The sequence below is a fragment of the Allobosea sp. P4_C6 genome (genome assembly GCF_056402015.1).
This window is the reverse complement of the sequence record NZ_JBFUIF010000004.1, coordinates 152,251-176,552: the sequence shown is the minus strand read 5'-3', so window position 1 is coordinate 176,552 and position 24,302 is coordinate 152,251. Positions and strand designations below refer to the sequence as shown.

The following is a 24,302-nucleotide window of genomic DNA, read 5'->3' as shown; positions in this document are numbered from 1 at the left end:
CCTTCTGCGGCCAGAGATGCTCGGGTCAAGCCCGAGTATGACGCGCTTGCTACTCCGCCGCGACCAACGCCGGTTCCCGCAGCGGCCTGTCCTCGATCCCAGCCCGCGCCAGCTTCTCCGGCAGCGGACCGCCGGTCGCCCAGTCGAGCAGCTCGGCAGTATGCACGACAGGGGTGGTTGCACCCTTGTCGGCGAAGCCCTTGGCGAGCTGGGTCATGCAGCCGATATTGCCGGTCGCGACCAGCATCGGCTTGGTGCGCTCGATATTGCCGATCTTGCGCTCGCGCAGCCTGCCCGCGATCTCGGGCTGGAGGATGTTGTAGACGCCGGCCGAGCCGCAGCAGATATGGCCCTCCGGCACCTCCTTGACCTTGAACCCGGCGCCGGACAGCAAGCGCTTCGGCCCATCCTTGAGTTGCTGGCCGTGCTGCATCGAGCAGGCGGAGTGATAAGCGATGGGCATGGCGACGTCGCGGACGGGGGCAAGTTCCAGCGTCTCCAGGAACTCGGTGACGTCCTTCGCCAGCGCAGAGACCTTCGCCGCCTTTTCGGCATAAGCCGGCTCGTTGCGGAACATGAAGCCGTAATCCTTGATCGTCGTGCCGCAGCCGCTCGCCGTGATCAGGATGGCGTCGAGCCCCTCGCCATCGACCTCAGCCATCCAGGCGTCGATGTTCTTGCGTGCGAAGCCGAGCGCATCATGCTCCTGCCCCATATGGTGGACGAGCGCGCCGCAGCAGCCCTCCCCCTTCGGCAGCACGACCTCCACGCCATGGCGGTTGAGCAGGCGGATCGTCGCCTCGTTGATCGCCGGGTCGAGCACCGGCTGGGCGCAGCCGGAAAGCAGCGCCACGCGTCTCGTCCGCGCCGCGGGCGGCGGAAAGTTCTGCGGGCCTTCCATCATTGAGCGTGTCGGCAAACGCGCGGGCGCCAGCGCCAGCATCGCCTTCAGCTTCTGGCCGACGCCCGGCACGAGGCCGAGCAGCGGGGCAAAGGGCTTGGCCGCGAGCGCCGCCAGCATCGCCGCACGGAAACGGTCGGGATAGGGCAGGATCGCCGCCAGCACGTTGCGCAGCAGCCGGTCATGCCAGGAGCGCCGATAGGTCTCCTCGATATGGGCGCGGGCGTGGTCGACGAGGTGCATGTAGTGCACGCCCGAGGGGCAGGTCGTCATGCAGGAGAGGCAGGAGAGGCAACGGTCGATGTGCTTCACCACCTCCGCGGTGGCCGGCTTGCCGTTCTCCAGCATGTCCTTGATCAGGTAGATGCGCCCGCGCGGGGAATCGAGTTCGTCGCCGAGCAGGAGGTAGGTCGGGCAGGTCGCGGTGCAGAAGCCGCAATGCACGCAGGTCCGCAGGATCTTCTCCGAGGCCGGCATGCGCGGATCGGAGGCGAGACGCTCGGGGCTGAAATTGGTCTGCATCGCTCAAGCTCCGCCTTGCCAGGCTTTGATCCAGTCCATCGGCCAGAGCAGCATGATGACGTTGAGGGTGAGGTTGTCGCGGATCAGCCAGCCGACGATCAGTTCCATCGCCAGCGCGCTCGTCACCGTCAGCCAGACCGGCGCCAGCCGGGCGATGATGAAACCAAGCACCATCGAGAGGATGTCGCTGACCGAGTTCAGCACGCTGTCGCCGTAATAGTCGAGCGAGATCGTCGCCGAGCGGTAGTGGTTGATCACCGCATCGGTGTTCTCGGTGATCTCCCAGGCGCTCTCGACGACGATGGACAGCAGCAGCGCGAGGCCAAACGAGATCGGCAGGCCGGTGAGACGGCGGATCAGCCAGAACAGGCCGTAGAACAGGAAGCCGTGGATGATGTGCGAGAAGGTGTACCAGTCCGTGATGTGCTGGGAGTTCTCGGAAGACATCACTGTGCCCTGCCAGAGCTTGATGTTCCCGCATTTGCAGATCGGCTCGCGCCCCATCCAGAGCAGGATGCCCGCCGCCACGGCGATCAGCAGCGCCGCCAGCAGGACGAGCGTCACAGGCCCCAGGCGATTGGGCGCCCAACTCCTGCGCGCGGACGGTGCCTCGGAAGAAAGCGATTCAGCAAGCGCCATCAGATCCCCGCATACATCCGGCCGGGCTCGAAGATGCCGGCCGGGTCGAAGCTTTTCTTGATGCCGGTCGTGACCCGCATCAGCGGCTCGGCCAGCGGCTGGAACACGTCGACGGCGGCACGCACCGCATCCGGCGCGCGCACCAGCGTGGCATGGCCGCCGAGCGGCTTCAGCGCGGCGCGGATCGCTGCCGCGCCGGCATCGCCGTCCGCAGAGGTGGCGAGCCAGACCAGCCCGCCGCCCCAATCGTAGAACCAGCGCGCGTCCGGCATGATGCGGGCGATAGCAGCCACCGCCTTCGGCCCGTTGGTCGGCGCGAGCGAGAGTCGCCACACGGCCTCCGTCGTTCCAGCGAAGACGCCGGCGTCGCGGATGTCGCTCCAAAGCTCGGTCGGCTCCGCTCCCTCCAGACGATCCGGCAGGCCGTATTCGCCGAGCAGCAGCGCGAGCTCGCCGGCGCGGTATTCGATCGAGTCCGAGAAATTCTCCAGCCTCAGCAGCGTTTGCGCGGCATCGCCTGCGAGACTTGCCGGCAGATGGGCAGCCGCCATCGGCTCGAAAGGCGAGCCCAGCGCCTTCGCAAGCAACGCGACGCCCTGCTCGTCCGAGAGGCCGGACCATCGCAGCGTGACGATGCGCTCCGGCTTCGGCAGCACGCGGAAGGTGACCTCTGTCAGGAAGCCGAGCGTGCCGTGGCTGCCGCTGACGAGCTTCACCAGGTCGAGGCCGGTGACGTTCTTCATCACCCGCCCGCCGGATTTGATCATCTCGCCGCGGCCGTTGATCAGGCGGATGCCGATCAGGGAATCCCGCGCGGCGCCGGCATTGATCCGGCGCGGCCCGGAGATATTGCAGGCCGCGACGGCGCCGATCGTGGGCTCGCCCTCGGTGCCGAAGAGCGCGCGATGATCCATCGGCTCGAAGGGCAGCATCTGGCCGCGCTCGGCGAGCGTCTCCTGCACCAACGCGAGCGGCGTGCCGGCCCGGGCGGCGATGACCATCTCGGCCGGCTCATAGAGCGTGATGCCGGTGAGGCCACCACTGGACAAGGTGCTTTCCGCCTGGGCCGGCCGCCCAAGGCCTGCGCGCGTGCCGCCGCCGCGCAAGGTGAGAGGCACGCGGGAATCGATCACGGATTTCACGACGGCGCAGGCCTGCGCCTCGGTGGTGGGAGTGTGGATGGTCACGACCAAGCTCCGCCGTCATTCCGGGGCACGCCGAAGGCGTGAGCCCGGAACCCAGAACCGATGCCATTCGGGAGTGAAACAGCACGATTTCGCCAGGGTAACGATTGCAGACATCGGTTCTGGGTTCCGGGCTCAGCGCTTCGCGCTGCCCCGGAATGACCGTGGAGGCTTATTGCGCCAGAAGCGGATAGAGATCGCTCCAAAGCGGATTTTGTTCTTCGATCAACCTGACTTTCCAGTCGCGACGCCACTTCTTGATGTCCTTTTCGCGGTCGATCGCATCGGCGGCCGTCGCATGCTCCTCGTGCCAAACCAGCCTGTCGACGCCGTATTGGCGGGAGAAGCCACGGTAAGCCTTGGTCTTGTGCTCGTGAACACGCCGAGCGAGATCCCGTGTCACGCCGAGATAGAGGGTTCCATGCTGGCCGCTCGCAAGCAGGTAGACGTGAAAGGGCAACAACATCCTCCCTCGTCATTCCGGGGCGCCGTGAAGCGGCGAGCCCGGAACCCAGAACCGATGCCGCCCGACAATGAAGCGGATCGACCTGACCAAGACAACGATACCCCGCATCGGCTCTGGGTTCCGGGCTCTTCGCTGCGCGAAGCCCCGGAATGACGGAGAGGTTCGTCACGCCGCCACCCTGCCTTCCAGCGGGAACACCTTCGCGGGGTTGAGCAGCCAGCGCTCGTCGAAGACTGCCCTCACCCGCATCTGCTGCGCCAGGTCCTCCGGGTTGAACTGGAAGGTCATCAGGTCGCGCTTCTCGATGCCGACGCCGTGCTCGCCGGTGAGGCAGCCGCCGACCTCGACGCAGAGCTTGAGGATGTCCATGCCGGCATCCTCCGCCTTCTGCGCCTCGACCGGGTCATTGCAGTTGTAGAGGATCAGCGGGTGAAGGTTGCCGTCGCCGGCGTGGAAGACGTTGGCGACGCGCAGGCCGTAGCTCTTCACGATCTCCGCCATGCGCTTGAGCACATAGGGCAATTGGCCGGTCGGGATCGTGCCGTCCATGCAGATGTAGTCGGCGATGCGGCCGGTCGCCCCGAAGGCGGATTTGCGGCCCTTCCAGATCGCCGCGGTCTCCATGGCCGATTTCGATTCCTTGACGGTGGCGACCCCGTGCTCGCGGGCGATGGCGACGATGCGGGCGAGCTGGGCGTCCATCTCGTCATCCGAGCCCTCGACCTCGATGATCAGGAGCGCCTCGACATCCATCGGGTAGCCGGCCTTGGCGAAGGCCTCGCAGATCTCGATCGCCGGCTTGTCCATGAACTCCATCGCGACCGGAATGATGCCGGCGCCGATGATCGCGGCGACGGCCGCGCCCGCCTGCTCGCTGGTCGGGAAGCCGAAGAGGACGGGCCGTGCGCCTTCCGCCGTGCGCAGGATGCGCACCGTCGCTTCGGTGATGATGCCGAGCTGGCCTTCCGAGCCGTTGATCAGGCCGAGCAGGTCGTAGCCCGGCGAATCGAGGTGGCTGCCGCCGATCTCGACGATGCTGCCGTCGAGCATGACGAGGGTGACGCCGAGCACGTTGTTGGTCGTCACGCCGTATTTCAGGCAGTGGGCGCCGCCGGAGTTCATGCCGATATTGCCGCCGATCGAACAGGCGAGCTGCGAGGACGGATCGGGCGCGTAGAAGAAGCCATCGGCCGAGACCGCGCCGGTGACGGCGAGATTGGTGACGCCGGCCTGCACCTTCGCGAAGCGGTTGGCGTAATCGATCTCGAGGATGCGGTTCATCTTCGAGACGCCGATGACGATGGCATCTTCCTGCGGGATCGCGCCGCCGGCGAGCGAGGTGCCGGCACCACGCGGCACCACCGGCACGCCCTGTTCGGAGCAATAGCGCAGCACGGCCGCAACCTCCTGCGTGGTCGAGGGCAGCACGACGGCCAGCGGCATGCGGCGATAGGCGGTGAGCGCGTCGGTCTCGTACGGCCTGCGCTCGTCATCGCTGGTGATCAGCGCCTGCGGCGCGACGAGCCCGGCGAGGCCTGCGATGATCGATTCGCGGCGGGCGAGGATGCCGGCATCCGGCACCGGAAAAGCTATCGCGCTCATCTCTCCCTCCCATCTCCGCGGCGCGGACGCGCCGCACATCGACACTCTCTGTGCGCGGCAGATTAGACCAATTCAATGCCTCTTGCAGCGTGCGCATAAAGCCAGCCATTATTTCCGAAATGGAAAAGGTGGGGCGCTGATGGACCGGTTCGGCGATCTCGACGTGTTCGCGCATGTCGTCACGACCAAGAGCATGTCGGCGGCCGGGCGCCAGCTCAACCTGTCGCCGGCCGTGATCTCCAAGCGCATCCGCCGGCTGGAGGAGCGGCTCGGCGTGCGCTTGCTCCAGCGTACGACCCGCCAGCTCGCACTGACGGAAGCCGGACAGGGCTTCTACGAGCGCGTCGTCTCGATCCTGTCCTCGATCGAGGAGGCCGAGGCCTGGGTGGCGAGCGGCGCGGGGCAAGTGCGGGGCACGCTACGGGTTTCGGCCCCGACCTCGTTCGGCCGGATGCATGTCGCGCCGCATCTGAAACGCTTCCTCGACGCCAACCCGCTGGTGACGGTCGACCTCGTGCTCAGCGACGCCTTCGTCGATGTCGTCGGGGAGGGTTTCGACCTCGCGATCCGGATCGCCGACCTGCAGGATTCGAGCCTCGTCGCGAAGCGGCTCGCGCCGAACCATCGCGTCCTCTGCGCCACGCCGGGCTATCTCGCCGCCCATGGCACGCCAAGCGAGATCGGCGATCTCGGCCGCCACACCCTGATCGCCCACAATGCCGACCACTGGCGGCTCGACGGGCCGGAGGGGCCGGTCTCGGTCCGGGTCAACGGCCCTTTGCGCACCAATTCGAGCGAGGTCGTGCGCGAGGCACTGCTGGCGGGCGTCGGCATCGCGCTGCGCTCGACCTGGGATGTCGGGCCGGAGCTGAAATCGGGGGCTTTGCAGCGCGTGCTGCCGGCCTATGCGGTGGGCTCGCGTGTCGCGGTCTATGCGGTCTATCCGAGCCGCCGACATCTCGAGCAGAAGGTGCGCGCCTTCGTCGACTATCTCGGCGAGCTCTACGGCGCCACGCCCTATTGGGATGCGGGGCTTGCGCTTTAGACGCTTGCCGGATCGAGATCGAGCCGTACCGTCATGCTCGGGCTTGACCCGGGCATCTCAAGACAAGAGATCTGCTCTTTCTGCCTGAGATTCGCGGGTCTACGCTTCGCTTCGCCCGAGAATGACGACCCGGCAGCAAGGGAGGAATGACATGTTCGGCGTGCTCGAAGGCACGGGGGTTTCGGTCCTCGATCCGCGTTTCCACCGCGTCATTCCCGGCTCGGCCCGGGTCGAGCGGCTCTGGACAGGCGCACGCTGGTCGGAGGGGCCGGCCTGGTTTCCGGCGCACAACTCGCTTGTCTGGTCCGACATTCCGAACGACCGGATGCTGCGCTACGACGCCTTTTCGGGCCAGACGGCGGTCTTCCGCCAACCGGCGCGCAACTCAAACGGCAACACCGTCGACACGCAGGGCCGGCTCGTCACCTGCGAGCATGGCGGGCGGCAGGTGACGCGCACCGAGCATGACGGCTCGATCACGGTGCTGGCCAGCCATTTCGGCGGCAAGCGCCTGAACTCGCCAAACGATGTGGTGGTGAAATCGGACGGTTCGATCTGGTTCACCGATCCCGATTACGGCATCCTCAGCGACTACGAGGGCGACAAGTCGCCGAGCGAGATCGGCACCTGCAACGTCTACCGCATCGACGGGCGGACCGGCGAGATCGCGATCGTCGCCGACGATTTCGTCAAGCCCAACGGCCTCGCCTTCTCGCCGGACGAGAGCATCCTCTACATCGCCGATACCGGCGCGAGCCATGATCCCGAGAACGGGCCGCGCCACATCCGCGCCGTCACTGTCGAGGCTGATGGCGAGACGCTCGGCGCCTCAAAAGTCTTCGCGACCTGCACGGCGGGGCTGTTCGACGGCTTCCGCTTGGACATCGAGGGCCGGATCTGGACGAGCGCGACCGATGGCGTCCACATCTACCACCCGGACGGCACGCTGATCGGCAAGGTCGCGATCCCCGAGATCGTCGCCAATGTCTGCTGGGGCGGGCCGAAGCTCAACCGCCTGTTCATCTGCGGCACGACCTCGCTCTATGCGGTGATGACGCACACGAACGGAGCGATGAGGCCCTAGGGCGCACTGCGTTGTCATGGAAACGCGGGTCATCCCGGCCGCAGCGAAGCGGAGAGCCGGGATCCATGCCTGAACCTTGACCGGAAGCGCTCTGGCATGGATCCCGGGTCAAGCCCGGGATGACCACGCGTTTCGGTGAAAAACGAGGATACTCTGACCGGCGTCAGGCCAGCGGGTCGCGGCGCTATACGTCCCGCCCGACATAGTCGGCAACGTCGTTCATACGCTTGAGCGTGCGCCAGTAGATGTCCTCCATCAGGAGATGGGCGAACTCGCCGTTGCGGCCGATGCTGTAGAGGCCGGCGACGCCGGTGCTGCGGGCGAAATCCTGGCGGCGCTGCTCATAGGCGCCGAGATAGACCGGATAGGCGAAGGGCGTCTTCAGCATGCCGCCGGGGCCGACATAGCGGCTGCGCAGATGCGGATAGATGCGGCAGAGTCCTTCGAGACAGGCCTCGGCCAGCTTCTCGTCGGACATCGTCCACCAGGCGTCGCCGACCTCGCAGCCGATGTCGAAGGTCAGCTGCGTGCGCCCCTCCGGCGCGAGCCAGGGCATCGAGAAAGGCGCTTCCGTCACGCGGAAGAAGGGCTGCGTGCGATCCGGCACCCACAGCATCGTGTCGGGCAGCAGGTTGCGGCCCTCGAAGCGCAGGTTGACGAAGATCATCGGGCGGTAGCGGAAGCTGCGCAGCTCGTCGAGCGCGTCGGTGCCCTCGACGAGATTGGGCAGGATATGGACCGGCGCCGTGCTGATGACGGCGGAGACGCCGATCTCGCGGCCGTTGACCTTCACAGCGGCGACCTTGAAGTTCTCGACGAAGACGCGCTCGACCTTCGATTCCAGCGCGATGCTGTCACTGAGGTGGGCCACGGTCGGCTCCAGCAGCTTGGCGACGCCGCCTTCCGGATAGACGTGGTAGACGCGCGGGCTCTCCGGCATCTCATGCGAATAGCCGTTGCAGACCGCCCTGCCCGAGAGGCGCGAGGCCGCCTTCAGATAGAAGGTCTTCATCACCCCGGCGGCGAGCTTGTTGCCGACGGCAGGCGAAAGCTCGCTCGCCGGCGCGCCCGACCAGGCCTCGGCGAGCGGGATCGCGACATCCTCGGCCAGCGCTTCGCCATAGGCGTTGCGGAACCAATCGGCGGCGTTCTGGACGGGCTGGGGATTGAGACGTGCCGACACGGCGCTGACGGCGTATCGCGGCGAAAGCGCCAGGCCGAAGGGGTAGCTGTAGCTTTTCTGGCCGAGCGCGACCGCCTCGCCGTAGTGATGGACGGTCCTCGAGACTGAGCTGGCGCCCATCGCATCGGCCAGCCGGTTGCTGACGAAATGCGCGCCGAAATCGTAGGTGTAGCCGTCGGCGTCCTTGAAGGACGACGCCATGCCGCCGACCGCCTTGCCGCTTTCGAAGACGGTGGCGCGCAGGCCCCGGCGCTCGATGTCGAAGGCGGCGGTCAGGCCGGCGATGCCGGCGCCGATGATCGCGACGGGCTTGGCAAAGCGGCGCCACACGCTGGGCGACTGGACGGCGATGTTCATGGAGATCGCTCCGTATCCGTCGAAGCAAGTCGACGGCCATGACTTAACAGGAGCGAGTGAATTCGGATTTTCACCGAACTCGCAATGAAGGAGATGAAGTATAATGGATTGTTAAGCTTACCCGGCGCGGACCGTCAGCGCGGCGGCGCGCTCTTGATGCGGGTCAGGACCAGCGGCATCGCCAGCCCGATGATGACGAAGCGAACGAGATGGTGGGCGCCGACATAGAGCGTGTCGAGGCTCATGGCGAAGGCGAGCATCGCCATCGCCTCCAGCCCGCCCGGCGCGAAGGCCGCCATGCCGCTGGCATAGGAGACGCCCGCGAGCCATGCCGCCGGCCAGGCGAAGAGGAAGGCGACGCCGATCGAGACCGCAAAGCCGCCGATGGCGAGCGGAAACAGGCCCCTGAGTTCGTTGCGCGGGATATGGGCGATGCGCCCGCCCATCGTCGAGCCGAGCAGGATCTGCACGGCGATCTGGATCGGCATGGGCAGCGAGCCCTCGACCATCCCGCTGCCATGCAGGAAGGAGCTGGCGAAGGTCGCGCCGAACATCAGCGGTGCGGCCATGCCGAGGCGCTCAAAGACGAGGCCGAGCGCGAGCCCAGCCATCGTCACGCCGAGCATGGTCGAGGCGCCGACCGACAGGACATCGGGAACAGGCATCCCTGCCGATGCGCCGGAAAGCTGCATCACGCTGGGCAGCAGCGCCACCAGCACGAGCAGGCGGAAGAGCTGGACGACCGAGATTCGGCCGATATTCGCGCCCTTCGCCTGTGCGACGGCAAGTACGGTCGAGAGAGCGCCGGGCGCGGCGGCCAGCAGCGCGTCGATCCAGGGCCAGCGCGCGACATGGCGCAGATAGGCGCCGGTCGCGAACATGATCGCGGCAACACCGAGCAGGAGGATCGCGAGCGAGGCCGGATAGCGCGCGGCCGCCGCCAGGGCATCCGGGGTGGCGGCGGAGCCGAGGATCGTGCCGGATAGCACCATGGTCGCATCGAACCAGGGGCGCCGCAGCGTCGGCAGCGGGCGCAGCAGCGCCACGATCGCGCTCAGCAGCATCGAGCCCGAGAGCCACGCGGCGGGCATGCCCAGCAGCGCGAAAGCGCCTCCTCCCGCCGCGGCCAGCGCTATGACCAGGATCTCCCGCCAGAGGATCGTCAGCCGGGTCGATGGGTAGCCGAACGGTTTCATCATGCTCCGGGCGCGCCGGAGGAAGGCGGCGCCCGCCGTTCATGGCGGCGGGCTCCCCAGTGGTCAACCGGTCAGGAGCGTCTCTGGAACAGAGCCGCCCTGTGCCTGCGGCAGGGGGTCGTGTCAGGCTGCCGTCAGCGCCTTCTGCAGGCGTGCGACAGCCTCGACCAGATCGGACGACTTGCGCGCGAAGCACAGGCGCAGGCCGGTCTCACCACCGGGGCCAAAGGCCGTGCCGGGCGCAAGCCCGACATTGGCGGTGTCGACCAGATCGAGCGCGAGCTTGCGGGAATCCTCGCGGCCATCGACCGAGAAGAACTGGTAGAAGGCGCCGACCGGCGCAGAGAGGGTAACTCGGTTCGTGGCCTTCAGGCCCTCGAAGATGATACGGCGGCCTTCCGCGGCGCGCGCGATCTGCTCGGCGACGAAGCCCTCGCCCTCGTCGAGCGCAGCCACGGCGCCGCGCTGCACGAAAACCGGCGAGCCGGAGGTCGAGTACTGGATCAGGTTCTCGATGACCTGGCCGAAAGCTTCCGGCGCCTCGATCCAGCCGATGCGCCAGCCGGTCATCGCCCAGTTCTTGGAGAAGGTCTGGACGAAGACGACACGGTCCTCGGCATCCATGATGTCGTGGAAGGACGATGCACGCACCGAACCGTCATAGACGAAGCGGCCATAGATTTCGTCGGCGACGATCCACAGGCCGTGCTTGCGCGAGAGCGCGAGCAGCGCCTCCTGCTCGGCCCGTGTCGCGGTCCAGCCGGTCGGGTTGGAGGGCGAGTTGATCAGGATGCCGCGCGTCTTCGGCGTGATCGCGGCGGCGAGCTTGTCGAGATCGAGCGTGAAGCGGCCCTGGGCGTAGTCCATCGGCACGCAGACGGCGCGCGCGCCGGCGACGGAGACCGCTGCGCCGAAATTGGGCCAGGCCGGCGTCGGAATGATGAGCTCGTCGCCGGGGCCGGCGATCATGCGGACCGCGATCTGGACCGACTGCATGCCCGAGCCGGTGACGAAGAAGCGCTCCGGCGAGAAGCTTTGGCCGTAGAGGCGCTCGTGATAGCGCGCCAGCGCCTCGCGCAGCTCGGGAATGCCGCGCTGCCAGGTGTAGAAGGTCTCGCCCGCCGCCAGCGAGCGCGCCGCCGTCTCGCTGATGAAGGACGGAGTGGGCAGATCGCCCTCCCCGACCCAGAGCGGGATCAGGCCCGGCCGCAGCCGGCCGTAGTTCATGACCTCGACGATCCCGCTTTCCGGCGCGTTGCGCGCTTCGGGCCGAAGCTCGGCGACCAGGGTGCTGCCGGGCAGGACGGTGGTGTTCATGGGGCTTCGACCTCGCGAAATTCGATGCCCTCCTTTAGCCGATCGCGGCGTCGGCTGGCATGAAATCGCGAGATCAGGTCAATCGGCGCCGGTGATGAATCAGCGCCTCCGAGCCACCCGCCTCAGACGGCCTTCTGCTTCAGGAGGTCGCGAATCTCGGTCAAGAGTGCCACATCGGCAGGGGTTGCCGCGGGCGTCGCCGGCGCCGCTTCCGCCTTGCGCTTGAGCTGGTTGATGCCCTTGACCACGAGGAAGAGGACGAAGGCGATGATCACGAAGTTGATCGCGACCGTGACGAAGTTGCCGTAGGCCAGCACGGCGCCCTGCTTCTTCGCTTCGTCGAGCACAGGGGCCGTGACCGCACGGTTGAGGCCGAAGAAGTAGTTCGAGAAATCGACGCCGCCGAGAGCGCCGATGAACGGCATGATGATGTCCTGGACGAGGGAGTCGACGATCCTGCCGAAGGATGCGCCGATGACCACGCCGATGGCGAGATCCATGACATTGCCCTTCAGTGCGAATTCCTTGAATTCCTTCAGCATGCTGTACCCCTAAGCTAGTCGACGAGCTTCCCCATCAGCCGATATCGGACGCTAGACCAACCCGCTGGACCAGGGAAAGCCTGAATACCCGCCGAAACAGCGTCGATTGCGGCTTTTGCGACAAAGAGCTGGGGATGACTTGCGCCAATGTCCTATGGCGGGGGCCGGAGGCGTCCGATAAAATGTCACAAAGCTCGAAGCGGAAGCTTATTTCGAAGCGAAAGTTCATGGCGCCCGAACTCCGGCCCCTCTCGCGCATCCCAGCGCCACGGATCGCACCATGATCCCCACGTGGTCCGTCATCCTGGTCGCGCTGGCCTATCTGTGCGGGCTGTTCGCCGTCGCCCATATCGCCGACACCTCCGGCCGCAAGCTGATGACCGGCCGGGCGCGCACCACGATCTATGCGCTGGCGCTCGGCGTCTATTGCACGTCCTGGACCTTCTACGGCTCGGTCGGCTTCGCCAATCGCGCCGGCTTCGACTTCCTCGGCATCTATGTCGGGCCGATCCTCGTCATCGGCCTCGGCCATCGCTTCGTCGGGCGCATCGTCAGCATCGCCAAGTCGCAGAACATCACCTCGATCGCCGATTTCGTCGGCGCGCGCTACGGCAAGAGCGAGCGCGTGGCGGCGCTGGTCTGCATCGTCGCCGTGATCGGCGCGCTGCCCTACATCGCATTGCAGTTGAAGGCCGTCGCCAATTCGCTGTCGGTCTTCCTCACCGCGACCGGCGGGCACATGCTGATGCCGGGCGTGCCCCTGCTGAGCGACCTGCCGTTTCTGGTGGCGATCGTGCTCGCCGGTTTCGCCTGCGCCTTCGGCACGCGCCATATCGACGCCACCGAGCATCAGGACGGGCTCGTGCTCGCGATCGCGGTCGAGTCGCTGATCAAGCTCGTCGCCTTCCTCGTTCTCGGCTTCTTCATCGTCTACGGGCTGTTCGGCGGGCCGGGCGACCTGCTCTCCCAGGCCGCCAAGCCGCCGTCCGGCATGCCACCGATCTGGGAGCGGACATCGAGCTGGCCGAACTTCCTGACGCTGACCCTGCTGTCCAGCTGTGCGGCGCTGCTGCTGGCACGCCAGTTCCACATGACGATCGTCGAGAACCGCGATGTCCGCGACGTGCGGCGGGCGGCCTGGATGTTCCCGCTCTATCTCGTGCTGATCAACTTGTTCGTGCTGCCGCTGGCGGCGGCCGGCGAGATCCTCATCCCCGGCAGCGGCATCGACCGCGACATGACCGTGCTGCTGCTGCCGCTGCAGCGCGAAGCCGGGGTAATCGCGCTCCTCGTCTTCGTCGGTGGGCTCTCGGCGGCGACGGCGATGGTGATCGTCGCCTCCGTCGCGCTCGCGATCATGATCTCGAACCATATCGTCATGCCCCTGCTGCTGCGCGGGCGGCGCACGCTGAGCGATCCCAGCCGTGCGGGCCGGCGGTTCAACCGCAGCAGCGACGGAAACGGCAGCACCGGCGGCGATCTCGGCTCCCAGGTCGTGATCATCCGCCGCCTCGGCATCATCCTCGTGATCCTGCTCGGCTATGTCTATTACCGTGCCTCGGGCGAGGCGGCGCTGGTCTCGATCGGCCTACTGTCCTTCGCGGCGACGGCGCAGATCGCACCGGCCTTCTTCGGGGGGTTGCTCTGGCGACGGGGGACTGCGCTCGGCGCCGTGGCGGGGCTGACGATCGGCACGCTGGTCTGGGCCTATACGCTGCTGATGCCGAGCCTCGCTTTGCCCGGCGGCTGGTGGAGCGAGATCATCGCGAACGGCCCGTTCGGCGCCGAAAGCCTGAGGCCCGAAGCGCTGTTCGGCCTGGATTGGCCGGCGCTGCCGCATGGCGTGTTCTGGAGCCTCGGGCTCAACGTCCTCGCCTATATCGGCTTCTCATTGCTGAGGCCCGCCAATGCGATGGAGCGCCTGCAGGCGAACGCCTTCGTCGAATCCCAGCCGGCGACCATGGCGCAGTCCTTCTCGCTCTGGCGGACCAGCGTCACCGAGGGCGAGCTGCAGTCGACCATTGCGCGCTATCTCGGCCAGGAGCGCACCGAGCGCGCCTTCGACGGGTTCAATACCGGCCGCGGCGAAACCACCGAACCCGGCCGCGACGCCGATATCCACCTGCTGCGCTTCGGCGAGCATCTGCTCTCCTCGGCGATCGGCGCGGCCTCCTCGCGCCTCGTGCTCTCGCTGCTGCTGAAGCGCCGCAACCTCTCGACCGAGGCCGCCTTCAAGCTGCTCGACGACGCCTCGGCCGCGCTCCAGTACAATCGCGACATCCTGCAGCACGGCCTCGACCATGCCGGCCAGGGCATCACGGTGCTCGACCGCGATCTGAGGCTGCTCGCCTGGAACCAGGCCTTCATCCAGCTCTACGACCTGCCGCCCTCGCTGGTGCGTTTCGGCACGGGTCTCGACGAGATCGTGCGCTTCAACGCGGCGCGCGGCGCCTATGGCGACGGCGCGCAGGACGATCTGATGGCAGCGCGGCTGGAGAGCTTCGTCAACGACCGCGAGCCGGTCCGCCTCAAGCTCTTTCCCTCGAAGAAGGTGATCGAGGTCCGCACCAACGCGCTGCCCGATGGCGGCTTCGTCACGACCTATACCGACATCACCGAGACCGTCGCCGGCGAGGAGGAACTCGAACGCGCCAATGAGAGCCTCGAAAAGCGCGTCGCGGAACGCACCGAGGAGCTGCTGCACGTCAATGCCGAATTGCAGCGCGCCAAGGCCGAGGCGGAAGCCGCAAACGCCTCGAAGACGCGCTTCCTCGCTGCCGCCAGCCACGACATCCTGCAGCCGCTCAACGCGGCACGGCTCTACGCGACCTCGCTGGTCGAGCGAGACCGCACGGCAGGCCACCCGGACCTCGCCGAGAACATCGACGCCTCGCTCGACGCCGTCGAGGAAATCCTGACCGCGCTGCTCGAGATCTCGCGCCTCGACGGCGGAGCACTCAAGCCGGAGCTGTCCTCCTTCCGGCTCGACGAGCTGATGCGCCAGCTCCAGCGCGAGTTCGAGCCCAGCGCCCAGGAGAAGGGGCTCAAGCTCGTCTTCATGCCGACCAGCCTGACGCTGCGCTCGGACCGGCGCCTGCTGCGCCGGCTGCTGCAGAACCTGATCTCGAACGCGATCAAGTACACGCCGAACGGCAAGGTACTGATCGGCTGCCGCCGACGGGGCAATCAGGTCGCCGTCGAGGTCATCGATACCGGGCTCGGCATTCCCCAGAGCAAGCAGAAGACGGTGTTCCGCGAGTTCCAGCGGCTCGACCAGGGCGCCAAGGTGGCGCGCGGGCTCGGGCTCGGGCTTTCCATCGTCCAGCGCATCGCGCGTGCCCTCGACCATGGGCTGACGCTCGATTCGGCGCCGGGGCGCGGCTCGCGCTTCTCGGTGCTGGTGCCGCGCGCCGCGCCGCTGCCCGCGATGGCGACCGGCGCCGCGCCGCGCAATGCCCCGGCCGGGCAGCTCGCCGGGATGCGGCTGCTCGTCATCGACAACGAGCCCGCCATTCTCGACGGCATGAAGCGCCTGCTCGAAGGCTGGGGCTGCCAGGTCACGATCGCGCCGGGGCTGGACGAGGCGCTGCCGCATGTCGGGAGCAAGGGCGAGGCCGACGTGCTGATCGCCGACTATCATCTCGACCACGGCAACGGGCTGACAGCCATCACCGCCCTGCGCGCACGGGCCCGGACGCCGATGCCGGCGATCCTGCTCACCGCCGACCGGACGCCGCATGTCCGCGAAGCCGCGAGCGCGCTCGATGTCTATCTGCTCAACAAGCCGCTGAAGCCTGCGGCGCTGCGCGCCCTGCTGGCGCAATGGCGCGCGACAAGGCTGGCGGCCGAATAACCCGGTTCAGACCGCCGTCGAGGCGGCGCTGCGCATCGCTTCTTCGGAGGCGATGAAAGCCGCCACTTCCAGGCTCGGCTCGGGGCTTGTCGCGGCGACGCCGATCTCGCTCAGGATTCGGGCGACCGGGACATAAGCGCGAGCACGCTTGTCGTAGAGCGCCGCCCTGACCAGCGCGACCGCCGCGACGATCTCCCTGCCGTCGCTCCCATGCATCAGCATGCGATGCTGCATCACCAGCCAGTTCTCGCTCCAGCACAGGATCCTGGTTTCCAGCCGGAACGGCCGGAACAGGCGCATCTCGCGCCGGAAGCGGATGGTGCCGGCATTGACGACGGGCAGCCAGCGATGGCGCAGCACCGCCCGCCACAGCCCGCTGCGCAGCATCAGATCGAGCCGGCCGAGATCCATCAGCGACCAGTAGCGCCATTGTTCATGTGCGCGCTTGTGTCGAGATCGTGGAACCAGACCCGGAAGGGCAGGATGGAGGCTTGCCGCGGCAGCGCGAGCTTTGGCCGGAAGCGCGTCGTCAGCAGGAGCCAGATCAGCCGGAACCAGAGATTCATGGGGAGCGCCGCCAGGACAGGTCGATGGGTTGCGGCTTCCATGTCATGGAGACGTCGGCGCTGTCGATCATGCTATCGTCTGTCCCATCGTTTCCAGCCGAGGAACCCGGAGCCGGCCTCTTGCCCAGCCTTCATGTTTCCCCGCTATCCCGGCTGAGCGAGACCGTCGCCGCCGTCCGCGCCCGCCATCTCGTGACCCTGATCAATGTCGGCTCCGTCGTCGAGCGCCCGGCCGGCATCGCGGAAAACCGCCATCTCTTTCTCGGCATGTCCGACATCAGCCAGCCTCTGGATGGCCATGTCCTCGCCGGCCAGGACCATATCGGGCGCTTCCTCGCCTTCGTGCGCGACTGGGACCGCGAGGCGCCGATGGTGATCCATTGCTGGGCGGGCATCAGCCGCTCCACTGCCGCCGCCTATATCGCGGCCTGCGCCATCAGCCCCGAGCGAGACGAGGAGGAGGTTGCCGACGCATTGCGGACCGCCGCCCCTGCGGCGACGCCTAATGTCAGGCTTGTCGCTCTCGCCGACGCAACGCTTGGCCGCGATGGCCGGATGATCCGCGCGATCGAGCGAATCGGACGCGGCGCCGATGCGTTCGAGGGCACGCCTTTCGCGATGCCGCTGACCTGAACGGGCCGTTCGGCCTGCGCATATTCCTGCAACGCCACGCCACGCTTGCTGCGGATAGAAGCGCGTCGGCTCGATATCGGCGCAGAAGATTGCTTGCATCGCGTGAATTTTGCGACGATGCATCACGCGGGAGGTTTCTACCGTGACCATGACGATCGAGCTCGATTCACGCGACCGCTCCATCCTGCGGATTCTCCAGCAGGATGGCCGCATCACCAATTCCGACCTCGCCGAGAAGGTGCATCTCTCGCCCTCGGCCTGCCTGCGGCGCGTGCGACAGCTCGAGGAAAGCGGCCTGATCCGCGGCTATGCCATGATGCTCGACGACAAGATCGCGGGCTTTCCCGGCACGGCCTTCGTCTTCGTCACGCTCGACCAGCAGGGCCGCGCCTCGCTGGAGAGCTTCGAGCAGGCCGTGCAGAGCCTGCCGGAAATCCTGGAATGCCATCTGCTTGCCGGCGCGCACGACTATCTGATGCGCGTGATCTATCGCGACAGCGCCGATTTCGAGCGCATCCACACCGACATCATCACGCAGCTGCCGGGCGTCACCCGCGTGCAGTCGACGCTGACGCTGCGCACGATCAAGAAGACGTCCGCGCTGCCGGTCTGAATCCGGCGGCTATTGTAAATTCGCGTTTCCAAGAACCACCCGGTCATTCCGGGGCTTCGCGTCAGCGAAGAGCCCGGAACCCATGAACACCGGTTGGACGGGTAAGCTCGCCGATCGACAGCACCATCTGATCTGCCGTCGTGTTCATGGGTTCCGGGCTCGGGCCTGCGGCCCGCCCCGGAATGACGGCCTGGTTCCGTGTCAAACCGACGGTCGCTCGATCCATTCCCGGGTTGCGGCGGAGCGCGCTCCGGCCGATAAGCTTGCCGCAAAGAGGAATCGGGTCCGTGAGCCAAGACAAAACGCAAGACAACTCCAATGCCGATGTCGCGGCCCTGCCCTTCGAGGCTGCGATGAAGGAGCTCGAAGGCATCGTTGCGCGGCTGGAGCGCGGCGACGTGCCGCTCGAGGAATCGATCGCGATCTACACGCGCGGCGAGGCGCTGAAGGCGCGTTGCGACGCACTTCTGAAGCAGGCCGAAGCCCGTATCGAGCGCATCACGCTCGGCGCCGACGGCAAGCCGACGGGTACCACGCCGCTCGACGTCGACAACTAAACGCGGCCCGAGGCGCGGCTTCCACGCGGGCGCCTCGACATTGCGCGCCCGCCAACGGCCGGTTGCAACCTGCCGGCTTGCCCGGCGGCCCGAACGGGATCAGGCTTCGGCCTGACCAAGGAGGCCGCCATGTCGCAACTGCCCGCCGATGATCCGATCCTGGGCGATGCCCGCTCATGCGAGGCGATCGAAAAGGTGATCGTGCCGCGCACGCATGATCTCGGCGGCTTCCAGGTTCGGCGCGCCTTGCCGGCGATCGGCCAGCGCATGGTCGGGCCGTTCATCTTCTTCGACCAGATGGGGCCGGCCGAATTCCATCTCGGCGAGGGACTGGACGTGCGCCCGCACCCGCATATCGGGCTCTCGACCGTGACCTATCTCTTCGACGGCGAGATCATGCATCGCGACTCGCTCGGCACGGCGCTCGCCATCAAGCCCGGCGCGGTCAACCTGATGACGGCCGGGCGCGGCATCGTCCATTCCGAGCGTACCGGAATGGAAGCCCGAGCCACCGGCCCGAAGCTCTACGGCATCCAGGCTTGGCTCGCCTTGCCGAAGACGCATGAGGAGGTCGCGCCGGAATTCGTGCATCACGGCGCGCCCGAACTGCCGAGGATCGTCGAAGGCGGAAAGCGGATCAGCCTGATCATGGGCTCGGCCTATGGCCAGACCTCGCCGGTGAAGTTTCCCTGGGACGCGCTCTATGCCGAGGCCGTGCTGTCGCCGGGCGCGATCCTGCCGCTCGACCCCGACTATGACGAGCGCGCGATCTACATCGTCTCGGGCAAGGTCGACATCGCCGGCGAGGAATTCGGCGCCGGCCAGCTCCTCGTCTTCAAGCCGGGCGACCGCATCTCGATCCTCGCCATCGACCAGAGCCGAGTGATGATCGTCGGCGGCGAGCCGATGGACGGGCCGCGCCATATCTGGTGGAACTTCGTCTCCTCATCGAAGGAACGCATCGAACAAGCCAAGGATGAGTGGAAAACCGGCCGCTTCGATACCGTCCCCGGCGACGAGAGCGAGTTCATCCCGCTGCCCGAGGGCTGAAGCAGTCGGCCTTTTACACCAACCGATGGCTTATGCGCCGTCATTCCGGGGCGATCAGAAGGATCGAGCCCGGAACCCAGAACCGACGCCGCTTCCAAGAAGGACGCGGTGGGGCCATCGCTCGAACTCATAGCCGCATCGGTTCTGGGTTCCAGGCTCAGGCCTGCGGCCTGCCCCGGAATGACGGCAGAGGATGCGCCACAGGCTCAGGCCGCCTCGGAAATGTCCCGTAGGCGCGGGACCCGCGAAAAGCCGATCACGAGCAATTGGATCAGGAAACCTGCGGTCGCCATGGCAAGACTGGCCGAGATGCCGAGATGCGCCGCCACGGAGGCGCCAATCGCGGCGCCCACCGGCCGCGCGCCAAAGGTCGCCGTCATGATCAGGGCCGACACGCGGCCGAGCATCGCGTTGGGGGTCACCGCCTGCCGCAATGTCATCGTCGAGATCGTCCAGATGATCGGCCCGACGCCGAACAGGAAGAAGCTCGCGCCGACCAGATAAACCGACGGAACCCAGAGCGTCGCGAGCATCACGCCGGCCGCGCAGAGGCCGGCGAATGGTCCGAGCAGGATCAGCGTCCCGAAGGAAACCTGCCGTGCGATGGCGGGCGCGAGGACGGCGCCGACGATCATGCCCGCGCCGTAGATGCCGAGGGTCACGCCAACCTGGGTCGCGCTGAGGCCGAGATTCTGAATGGCATAGGCGACATAGACCGCCTGGAAGATGAACCAGGAGATATTGAAGAAGACCGCCGTCATCAGGATCGGCCTGAGCAGGTCGTGGCCGGCGACGAAACGCGCGCCCTCCTTCAGATCATCGAGCAGGTCGCGCCGCGGGCCGGACGGCGCTTCATCCTTTGGTAGACCGGCCAGCAGGAGCGCGGCGAGGATCGAGAGCCCGGCGGCGAGGCCATAGGCCGTCGATACGCCGATCCATCCGACGAGCGCCCCGCCGAGCGCAGGGCCGCCGGCATAGGCGGCGCTGCGCGCCAGCTCCAGCCAGCGATTGGCGTCGGCAAGCCGCGCGCGGGGCACCACGGAGGGAACGAAGGCCGGCGCCGCCACGCTGTAGCAGACCGTGCCGATGGCGCCGAGCGCGCCGAGCACGGCGAGCCAGGTCAGGTTGAGGCTGCCCGCGGCAAGCAGCAGCGGGATCGCCAGCAAGGACACCGCGCGCAACGCTTCCGTGCCGACCATGAGCCGGCGCCGCGAGGCGCGATCGACCATCAGCCCGGCGGGAATGGACAGCAGGAGAAAGGGCAAGGTCTGCGCCGTCTGCAGCCAGCCTGTCTCGGCCGGCCCGGCCGCGAGCAGGAGAACCGCGGCCAGAGGTGCCGCGGCCAGCGCAATCTGCTCCGAGAACTGTGCGAAGAGATTGGACCAGCCGATGCGTCTGAATGCCGCCGGCAGCGGTGTGGTATCGGTCTGTTGCATCGAACGGTGTCCTCGAAAACGGTCTGCGGACACTGAAACGCCTTGCCGGCACCGGAACCACCCGTTTCGTGGGAAGAGGAGGACACCCTTCGGGAATCAAAATGGAATCCCGCCCCCCGTTTGCCAGCGCGCCGCGCAGGCTCTATTTCCAGATCGTCTCAGCGAAGGATCAGACACCCTCGTGCCCCGCCCCGCCACGCCGCTCCTCGACACGATCCACGACTCCGCCGATCTGCGGGCGCTCGACGATGCACAGCTTCGACAGGTCGCCGACGAGCTGCGGCTGGAGACGATCGACGCCGTTTCCGTGACGGGCGGGCATCTCGGCGCGGGGCTCGGCGTGGTCGAACTGACCGTCGCGCTGCACCATGTCTTCGACACGCCGCGCGACCGGCTGATCTGGGATGTCGGCCACCAGGCCTATCCGCACAAGATCCTGACCGGGCGGCGCGAGCGCATCCGCACGCTGCGCCAGCCGGGCGGGCTCTCCGGCTTCACCAAGCGCTCCGAGAGCGCCTACGACCCGTTCGGCGCCGCCCATTCCTCGACCTCGATCTCGGCCGGGCTCGGCATGGCCGTCGGGCGCGATCTCAAGGGCGAGGGCAACAATGTCATCGCCGTGATCGGCGACGGCGCGATGTCGGCCGGCATGGCCTATGAGGCGATGAACAATGCCGGCGCGCTCGGCTCGCGCCTGATCGTCATCCTCAACGACAACGACATGTCGATCGCCCCCCCGGTCGGCGCGATGTCGGCTTATCTCGCGCGGCTCGTCTCGGGCCGGACCTATCGCTCGCTGCGCGAGGTCGCCAAGCAGCTCGCCGAGAGGCTGCCGCGCTTCTTCCACGACAAGGCCAAGCGCACCGAAGAATACGCCCGCGGTTTCTGGACGGGCGGGACGATGTTCGAGGAGCTCGGCTTCTACTATGTCGGGCCGATCGACGGGCATAATCTCGACCATCTGCTGCCGGTGCTGCGCAATGTCCGCGACGCCGGCAACGGGCCGATCCTCGTCCATGTCGTGACGCAGAAGGGCAAGGGCTATGCCCCGGCCGAGGCCAGCGCCGACAAATATCACGGCGTCGTCAAGTTCGACCCCATCACCGGCCTGCAGGCCAAGGCCCCGGCGAATGCGCCGAGCTATACCGGCGTCTTCGCCAATGCCCTGATGAAGGAGGCGCGGGAGGACGACAAGATCGTCGCCGTCACCGCCGCCATGCCATCCGGCACCGGGCTCGATGCCTTCGGGAAGGAATTCCCCGGCCGCACCTTCGATGTCGGGATCGCCGAGCAGCACGCGGTGACCTTCGCGGCCGGGCTCGCCACCGAAGGCTACAAGCCCTTCGTCGCGATCTACTCGACCTTCATGCAGCGCGCCTACGACCAGATCGTCCATGACGTGGCGATCCAGAAGCTGCCGGTGCGCTTCGCGCTCGACCGGGCCGGGCTCGTCGGCGCCGATGGCGCGACCCATGCCGGCTCCTTCGACGTCGCCTATCTCGCCTGCCTGCCGGACATGGTGGTGATGGCCGCGGCCGACGAAGCGGAGCTGACCCATATGGTCGCGACCGCCGCAGCCTATGACGAAGGGCCGATCGCCTTCCGCTATCCGCGCGGCGAGGGCGTCGGCGTCGAAATTCCCGACGTCGGCATGCCCCTGGAGATCGGCAAGGGCCGCATCGTGCGGGAGGGAACGCGGATCGCGTTGCTCTCGCTCGGCACGCGCCTCGCCGAAGCGTTGAAGGCGGCCGATCTGCTGGCGCAGCGCGGGCTTTCGACCACGGTCGCGGATGCGCGCTTCGCCAAGCCGCTCGACGAGTCGCTGATCCTTAAGCTCGCCCGCGAGCACGAGATCCTGATCACGATCGAGGAAGGCTCGGTCGGCGGCTTCGGCAGCCATGTGCTGCATCTGCTCGCCCGCAACGGCGCGCTCGATACCGGCTTGAAGGTGCGGACGCTGACACTGCCGGACGTCTTCCAGGATCATGACAAGCCGGACGCGATGTATGCCGCCGCTGGGCTCGACGCCGGCGGCATCGTCGCTGCCGTCGATGGCGCGCTCGGAGCGCCAAGCGTCGTCAAGCGCGCCTGATTCAGGCCGACAGCCATGGCAGTGGTCTCGCCCCCTTCAGCCCTCATCCTGAGGAGCGATCCGGAGGATCGCGTCTCGAAGGATGCTCCAGGAAACTCCGGAACCATCTGGAGCATCCTTCGAGACGCCATTTCTGGCGAAATGGCTCCTCAGGATGAGGGCTGGAGAGAAAGCCGCGCCGGCGCGGGCGGATCGCGATGAAGAGCCGCGCGGACCAGTTGCTCGTTGAACGCGGCTTCTTCGAAAGCCGGGCGCGGGCGCAGGCTGCGATCGCGGCCGGGCTGGTCAGCGCCAATGGTCAGCCGGTGCGCAAGGCTTCGGAAATGGTGGCGCGGGATGCGGCGCTGACGGCCGAGGCGCCGCATCCTTACGTCTCGCGCGGCGGCCTGAAATTGGCAGGCGCGCTCGATGCCTTCGGCTTCGATCCGGCCGGGCAGGTCTGCCTGGATGTCGGGTCGTCGACCGGCGGTTTCACCGATCTGCTGCTCAAGCGGGGCGCGCGCCACGTCGTCGCCGTCGATGTCGGCCGCGACCAGCTCCACGCCTCCCTGCGCGCCGATCCGCGCGTGACCAGTCTCGAGGGTCAGGACATTCGCACGCTGGCGCCGGAGGCACTGCCGGAGCGCCCGGCCCTCGCCGCCATCGATGTCAGCTTCATCTCGCTCAAGCTCGTCCTGCCGGCGGTTGCGGCCTTGCTCGTGCCGCAAGCCGGGATCGCGGCGCTGATCAAGCCGCAATTCGAGGCGGGACGGGCGGCGCTCAAGAAGGGCATCGTCCGGGACGAGGCGATCCAGCAGCAAGTCTGCGACGACATCGTCGCGCTGCTCGGCACGCTGGGCTTCACCGTCGAAGGACCGATCCCCTCCCCGATCGAAGGCGGCGACGGCAATCGCGAGTTTCTCGTCGGAGCGCGGCGCAAGCCCTGATCAACGCGCGAGCAGCGCGTCGATCTCCTCCTGCAGGGCGGCGTCCTCGAAGATGGCGATATCGATCATGCCGTTGGCGTTGATGAACTGCGTCGCGCGGCCGATCTGCCGGCGCAGGGCCTCGCCGGCCACCTCGATGATCATCGGCAACTCCGGCGGCTGCGGCTTTTCGGTCAGAAGCGCACACACTGTCCGCACCAGCCGGGTCATCGACAGGCAGATATCCTCGAAAGCCCTTGCCCGGACGGGATCGACCCGGTCATAGGCCGCCAACGCCGAGGCCGCACAGCGCAGCTGAGAGGAGCGGAAATGCTCGCGATAGCTGATGCTGTGCCAGGCCTGGAGATCGGCGAGGACGGTGTCATCCAGCGCCGCCATCTCGATGAGCATCAGGGCTTCGCTGTAGCGGTTGAGGAAATCGGTCGACATACGGGGTGCGTCGACGCTTCCGGCCCGGTTTGCCGGCGCATCGACCGGCACATTCGTCGCGATGGCGCTCATCTTCTGCCCCGAATCGGGGCGACTATGTTTGGCCAAC

Annotated in this window: 22 protein-coding genes; 9 read left to right on the top strand and 13 right to left on the bottom strand. The window is 67.1% G+C overall.

Annotated elements, in window-relative coordinates; translation table 11 throughout:
• Nucleotides 1-49 precede the first annotated feature (49 nt).
• The 5 genes from glcF to AC1DVA_RS04670 all read right to left on the bottom strand — a co-directional run bounded on the left by glcF (nt 50) and on the right by AC1DVA_RS04670 (nt 5,314).
• On the bottom strand, nt 50-1,423 hold the full coding sequence (gene glcF / locus AC1DVA_RS04690) for a glycolate oxidase subunit GlcF (protein ID WP_476805138.1): 1,374 nt from the start codon (nt 1,421-1,423) through the stop codon (nt 50-52).
• Nucleotides 1,424-1,426: 3 nt separating this feature from the next.
• A complete protein-coding gene (locus AC1DVA_RS04685; protein ID WP_476805137.1) occupies nt 1,427-2,062 on the bottom strand; it encodes a DUF2585 domain-containing protein in 636 nt (211 codons plus the stop codon).
• Nucleotides 2,062-3,249 (bottom strand): glycolate oxidase subunit GlcE, encoded by a 1,188-nt coding sequence (gene glcE, locus AC1DVA_RS04680; RefSeq protein ID WP_476805136.1) that lies wholly within the window; start codon nt 3,247-3,249, stop codon nt 2,062-2,064. Before glcE ends, AC1DVA_RS04685 begins: the two co-directional genes overlap by 1 nt.
• Before the next feature lie 169 nt (nt 3,250-3,418).
• On the bottom strand, nt 3,419-3,706 hold the full coding sequence (locus AC1DVA_RS04675; protein WP_476805135.1) for a GIY-YIG nuclease family protein: 288 nt from the start codon (nt 3,704-3,706) through the stop codon (nt 3,419-3,421).
• A gap of 171 nt (nt 3,707-3,877) precedes the next feature.
• The gene (locus AC1DVA_RS04670; protein WP_265052359.1) at nt 3,878-5,314 is read right to left on the bottom strand and encodes an FAD-linked oxidase C-terminal domain-containing protein; all 1,437 of its coding nucleotides are present in this window, start codon (nt 5,312-5,314) and stop codon (nt 3,878-3,880) included.
• Between the two features lie 139 nt (nt 5,315-5,453).
• Between AC1DVA_RS04670 and AC1DVA_RS04665 the strand changes: the two genes are divergently transcribed.
• Nucleotides 5,454-6,359 (top strand): LysR family transcriptional regulator, encoded by a 906-nt coding sequence (locus tag AC1DVA_RS04665; protein WP_476805134.1) that lies wholly within the window; start codon nt 5,454-5,456, stop codon nt 6,357-6,359.
• A 151-nt stretch (nt 6,360-6,510) separates the two neighbouring features.
• The gene (locus AC1DVA_RS04660; RefSeq protein WP_265052357.1) at nt 6,511-7,443 is read left to right on the top strand and encodes an SMP-30/gluconolactonase/LRE family protein; all 933 of its coding nucleotides are present in this window, start codon (nt 6,511-6,513) and stop codon (nt 7,441-7,443) included.
• A gap of 184 nt (nt 7,444-7,627) precedes the next feature.
• Here the strand turns inward: AC1DVA_RS04660 and AC1DVA_RS04655 are convergent, their stop codons facing one another.
• From AC1DVA_RS04655 to mscL, 4 genes are all read right to left on the bottom strand, one after another.
• Nucleotides 7,628-8,983, bottom strand: a complete 1,356-nt coding sequence (locus AC1DVA_RS04655; RefSeq protein ID WP_476805133.1) for a protoporphyrinogen/coproporphyrinogen oxidase — start codon at nt 8,981-8,983, stop codon at nt 7,628-7,630.
• A 134-nt stretch (nt 8,984-9,117) separates the two neighbouring features.
• Nucleotides 9,118-10,179, bottom strand: coding sequence for an AbrB family transcriptional regulator (locus AC1DVA_RS04650; RefSeq protein ID WP_476805132.1), 1,062 nt, complete (start codon nt 10,177-10,179; stop codon nt 9,118-9,120).
• A gap of 123 nt (nt 10,180-10,302) precedes the next feature.
• The gene (locus AC1DVA_RS04645; RefSeq protein WP_476805131.1) at nt 10,303-11,496 is read right to left on the bottom strand and encodes a pyridoxal phosphate-dependent aminotransferase; all 1,194 of its coding nucleotides are present in this window, start codon (nt 11,494-11,496) and stop codon (nt 10,303-10,305) included.
• Nucleotides 11,497-11,618: 122 nt separating this feature from the next.
• Complete coding sequence (gene mscL, locus AC1DVA_RS04640) at nt 11,619-12,038, bottom strand: large conductance mechanosensitive channel protein MscL (RefSeq protein WP_265052353.1); 420 nt, start codon at nt 12,036-12,038, stop codon at nt 11,619-11,621.
• A 280-nt stretch (nt 12,039-12,318) separates the two neighbouring features.
• On the opposite strand from mscL, the gene AC1DVA_RS04635 reads away from it, so the two are divergent.
• Complete coding sequence (locus tag AC1DVA_RS04635; RefSeq protein ID WP_476805130.1) at nt 12,319-15,891, top strand: PAS domain-containing hybrid sensor histidine kinase/response regulator; 3,573 nt, start codon at nt 12,319-12,321, stop codon at nt 15,889-15,891.
• A 6-nt stretch (nt 15,892-15,897) separates the two neighbouring features.
• On the opposite strand, the gene AC1DVA_RS04630 is transcribed toward AC1DVA_RS04635, so the two are convergent.
• Nucleotides 15,898-16,302: a thioesterase family protein gene (locus tag AC1DVA_RS04630; protein WP_476805129.1), complete on the bottom strand. Its 405-nt coding sequence runs from the start codon at nt 16,300-16,302 to the stop codon at nt 15,898-15,900.
• Nucleotides 16,302-16,457 carry a hypothetical protein gene (locus tag AC1DVA_RS04625; protein ID WP_476805128.1) on the bottom strand — a complete coding sequence of 52 codons (156 nt, stop codon included), beginning with the start codon at nt 16,455-16,457 and terminating at the stop codon, nt 16,302-16,304. Before AC1DVA_RS04625 ends, AC1DVA_RS04630 begins: the two co-directional genes overlap by 1 nt.
• A gap of 120 nt (nt 16,458-16,577) precedes the next feature.
• Here AC1DVA_RS04625 and AC1DVA_RS04620 point away from each other — a divergent pair, with 120 nt between their 5' ends.
• From AC1DVA_RS04620 to AC1DVA_RS04605, 4 genes are all read left to right on the top strand, one after another.
• Nucleotides 16,578-17,090, top strand: a complete 513-nt coding sequence (locus AC1DVA_RS04620; protein ID WP_476805127.1) for a tyrosine phosphatase family protein — start codon at nt 16,578-16,580, stop codon at nt 17,088-17,090.
• A 148-nt stretch (nt 17,091-17,238) separates the two neighbouring features.
• Nucleotides 17,239-17,703, top strand: a complete 465-nt coding sequence (locus AC1DVA_RS04615; protein ID WP_173049670.1) for an Lrp/AsnC family transcriptional regulator — start codon at nt 17,239-17,241, stop codon at nt 17,701-17,703.
• A gap of 287 nt (nt 17,704-17,990) precedes the next feature.
• A complete protein-coding gene (locus AC1DVA_RS04610; RefSeq protein WP_476805126.1) occupies nt 17,991-18,260 on the top strand; it encodes an exodeoxyribonuclease VII small subunit in 270 nt (89 codons plus the stop codon).
• Between the two features lie 129 nt (nt 18,261-18,389).
• Nucleotides 18,390-19,310, top strand: coding sequence for a pirin family protein (locus AC1DVA_RS04605; protein WP_476805125.1), 921 nt, complete (start codon nt 18,390-18,392; stop codon nt 19,308-19,310).
• Between the two features lie 206 nt (nt 19,311-19,516).
• Here AC1DVA_RS04605 and AC1DVA_RS04600 read toward each other — a convergent pair whose 3' ends face one another.
• Entirely contained in the window at nt 19,517-20,746 is a 1,230-nt protein-coding gene (locus AC1DVA_RS04600; protein WP_476805124.1) for an MFS transporter, read from the bottom strand.
• A gap of 181 nt (nt 20,747-20,927) precedes the next feature.
• Here AC1DVA_RS04600 and dxs point away from each other — a divergent pair, with 181 nt between their 5' ends.
• Nucleotides 20,928-22,838, top strand: a complete 1,911-nt coding sequence (gene dxs, locus AC1DVA_RS04595) for a 1-deoxy-D-xylulose-5-phosphate synthase (RefSeq protein WP_265052345.1) — start codon at nt 20,928-20,930, stop codon at nt 22,836-22,838.
• A gap of 197 nt (nt 22,839-23,035) precedes the next feature.
• Entirely contained in the window at nt 23,036-23,764 is a 729-nt protein-coding gene (locus AC1DVA_RS04590; protein ID WP_476805123.1) for a TlyA family RNA methyltransferase, read from the top strand.
• On the opposite strand, the gene AC1DVA_RS04585 is transcribed toward AC1DVA_RS04590, so the two are convergent.
• On the bottom strand, nt 23,765-24,265 hold the full coding sequence (locus tag AC1DVA_RS04585) for a hypothetical protein (RefSeq protein ID WP_476805122.1): 501 nt from the start codon (nt 24,263-24,265) through the stop codon (nt 23,765-23,767).
• Nucleotides 24,266-24,302 lie beyond the last annotated feature (37 nt).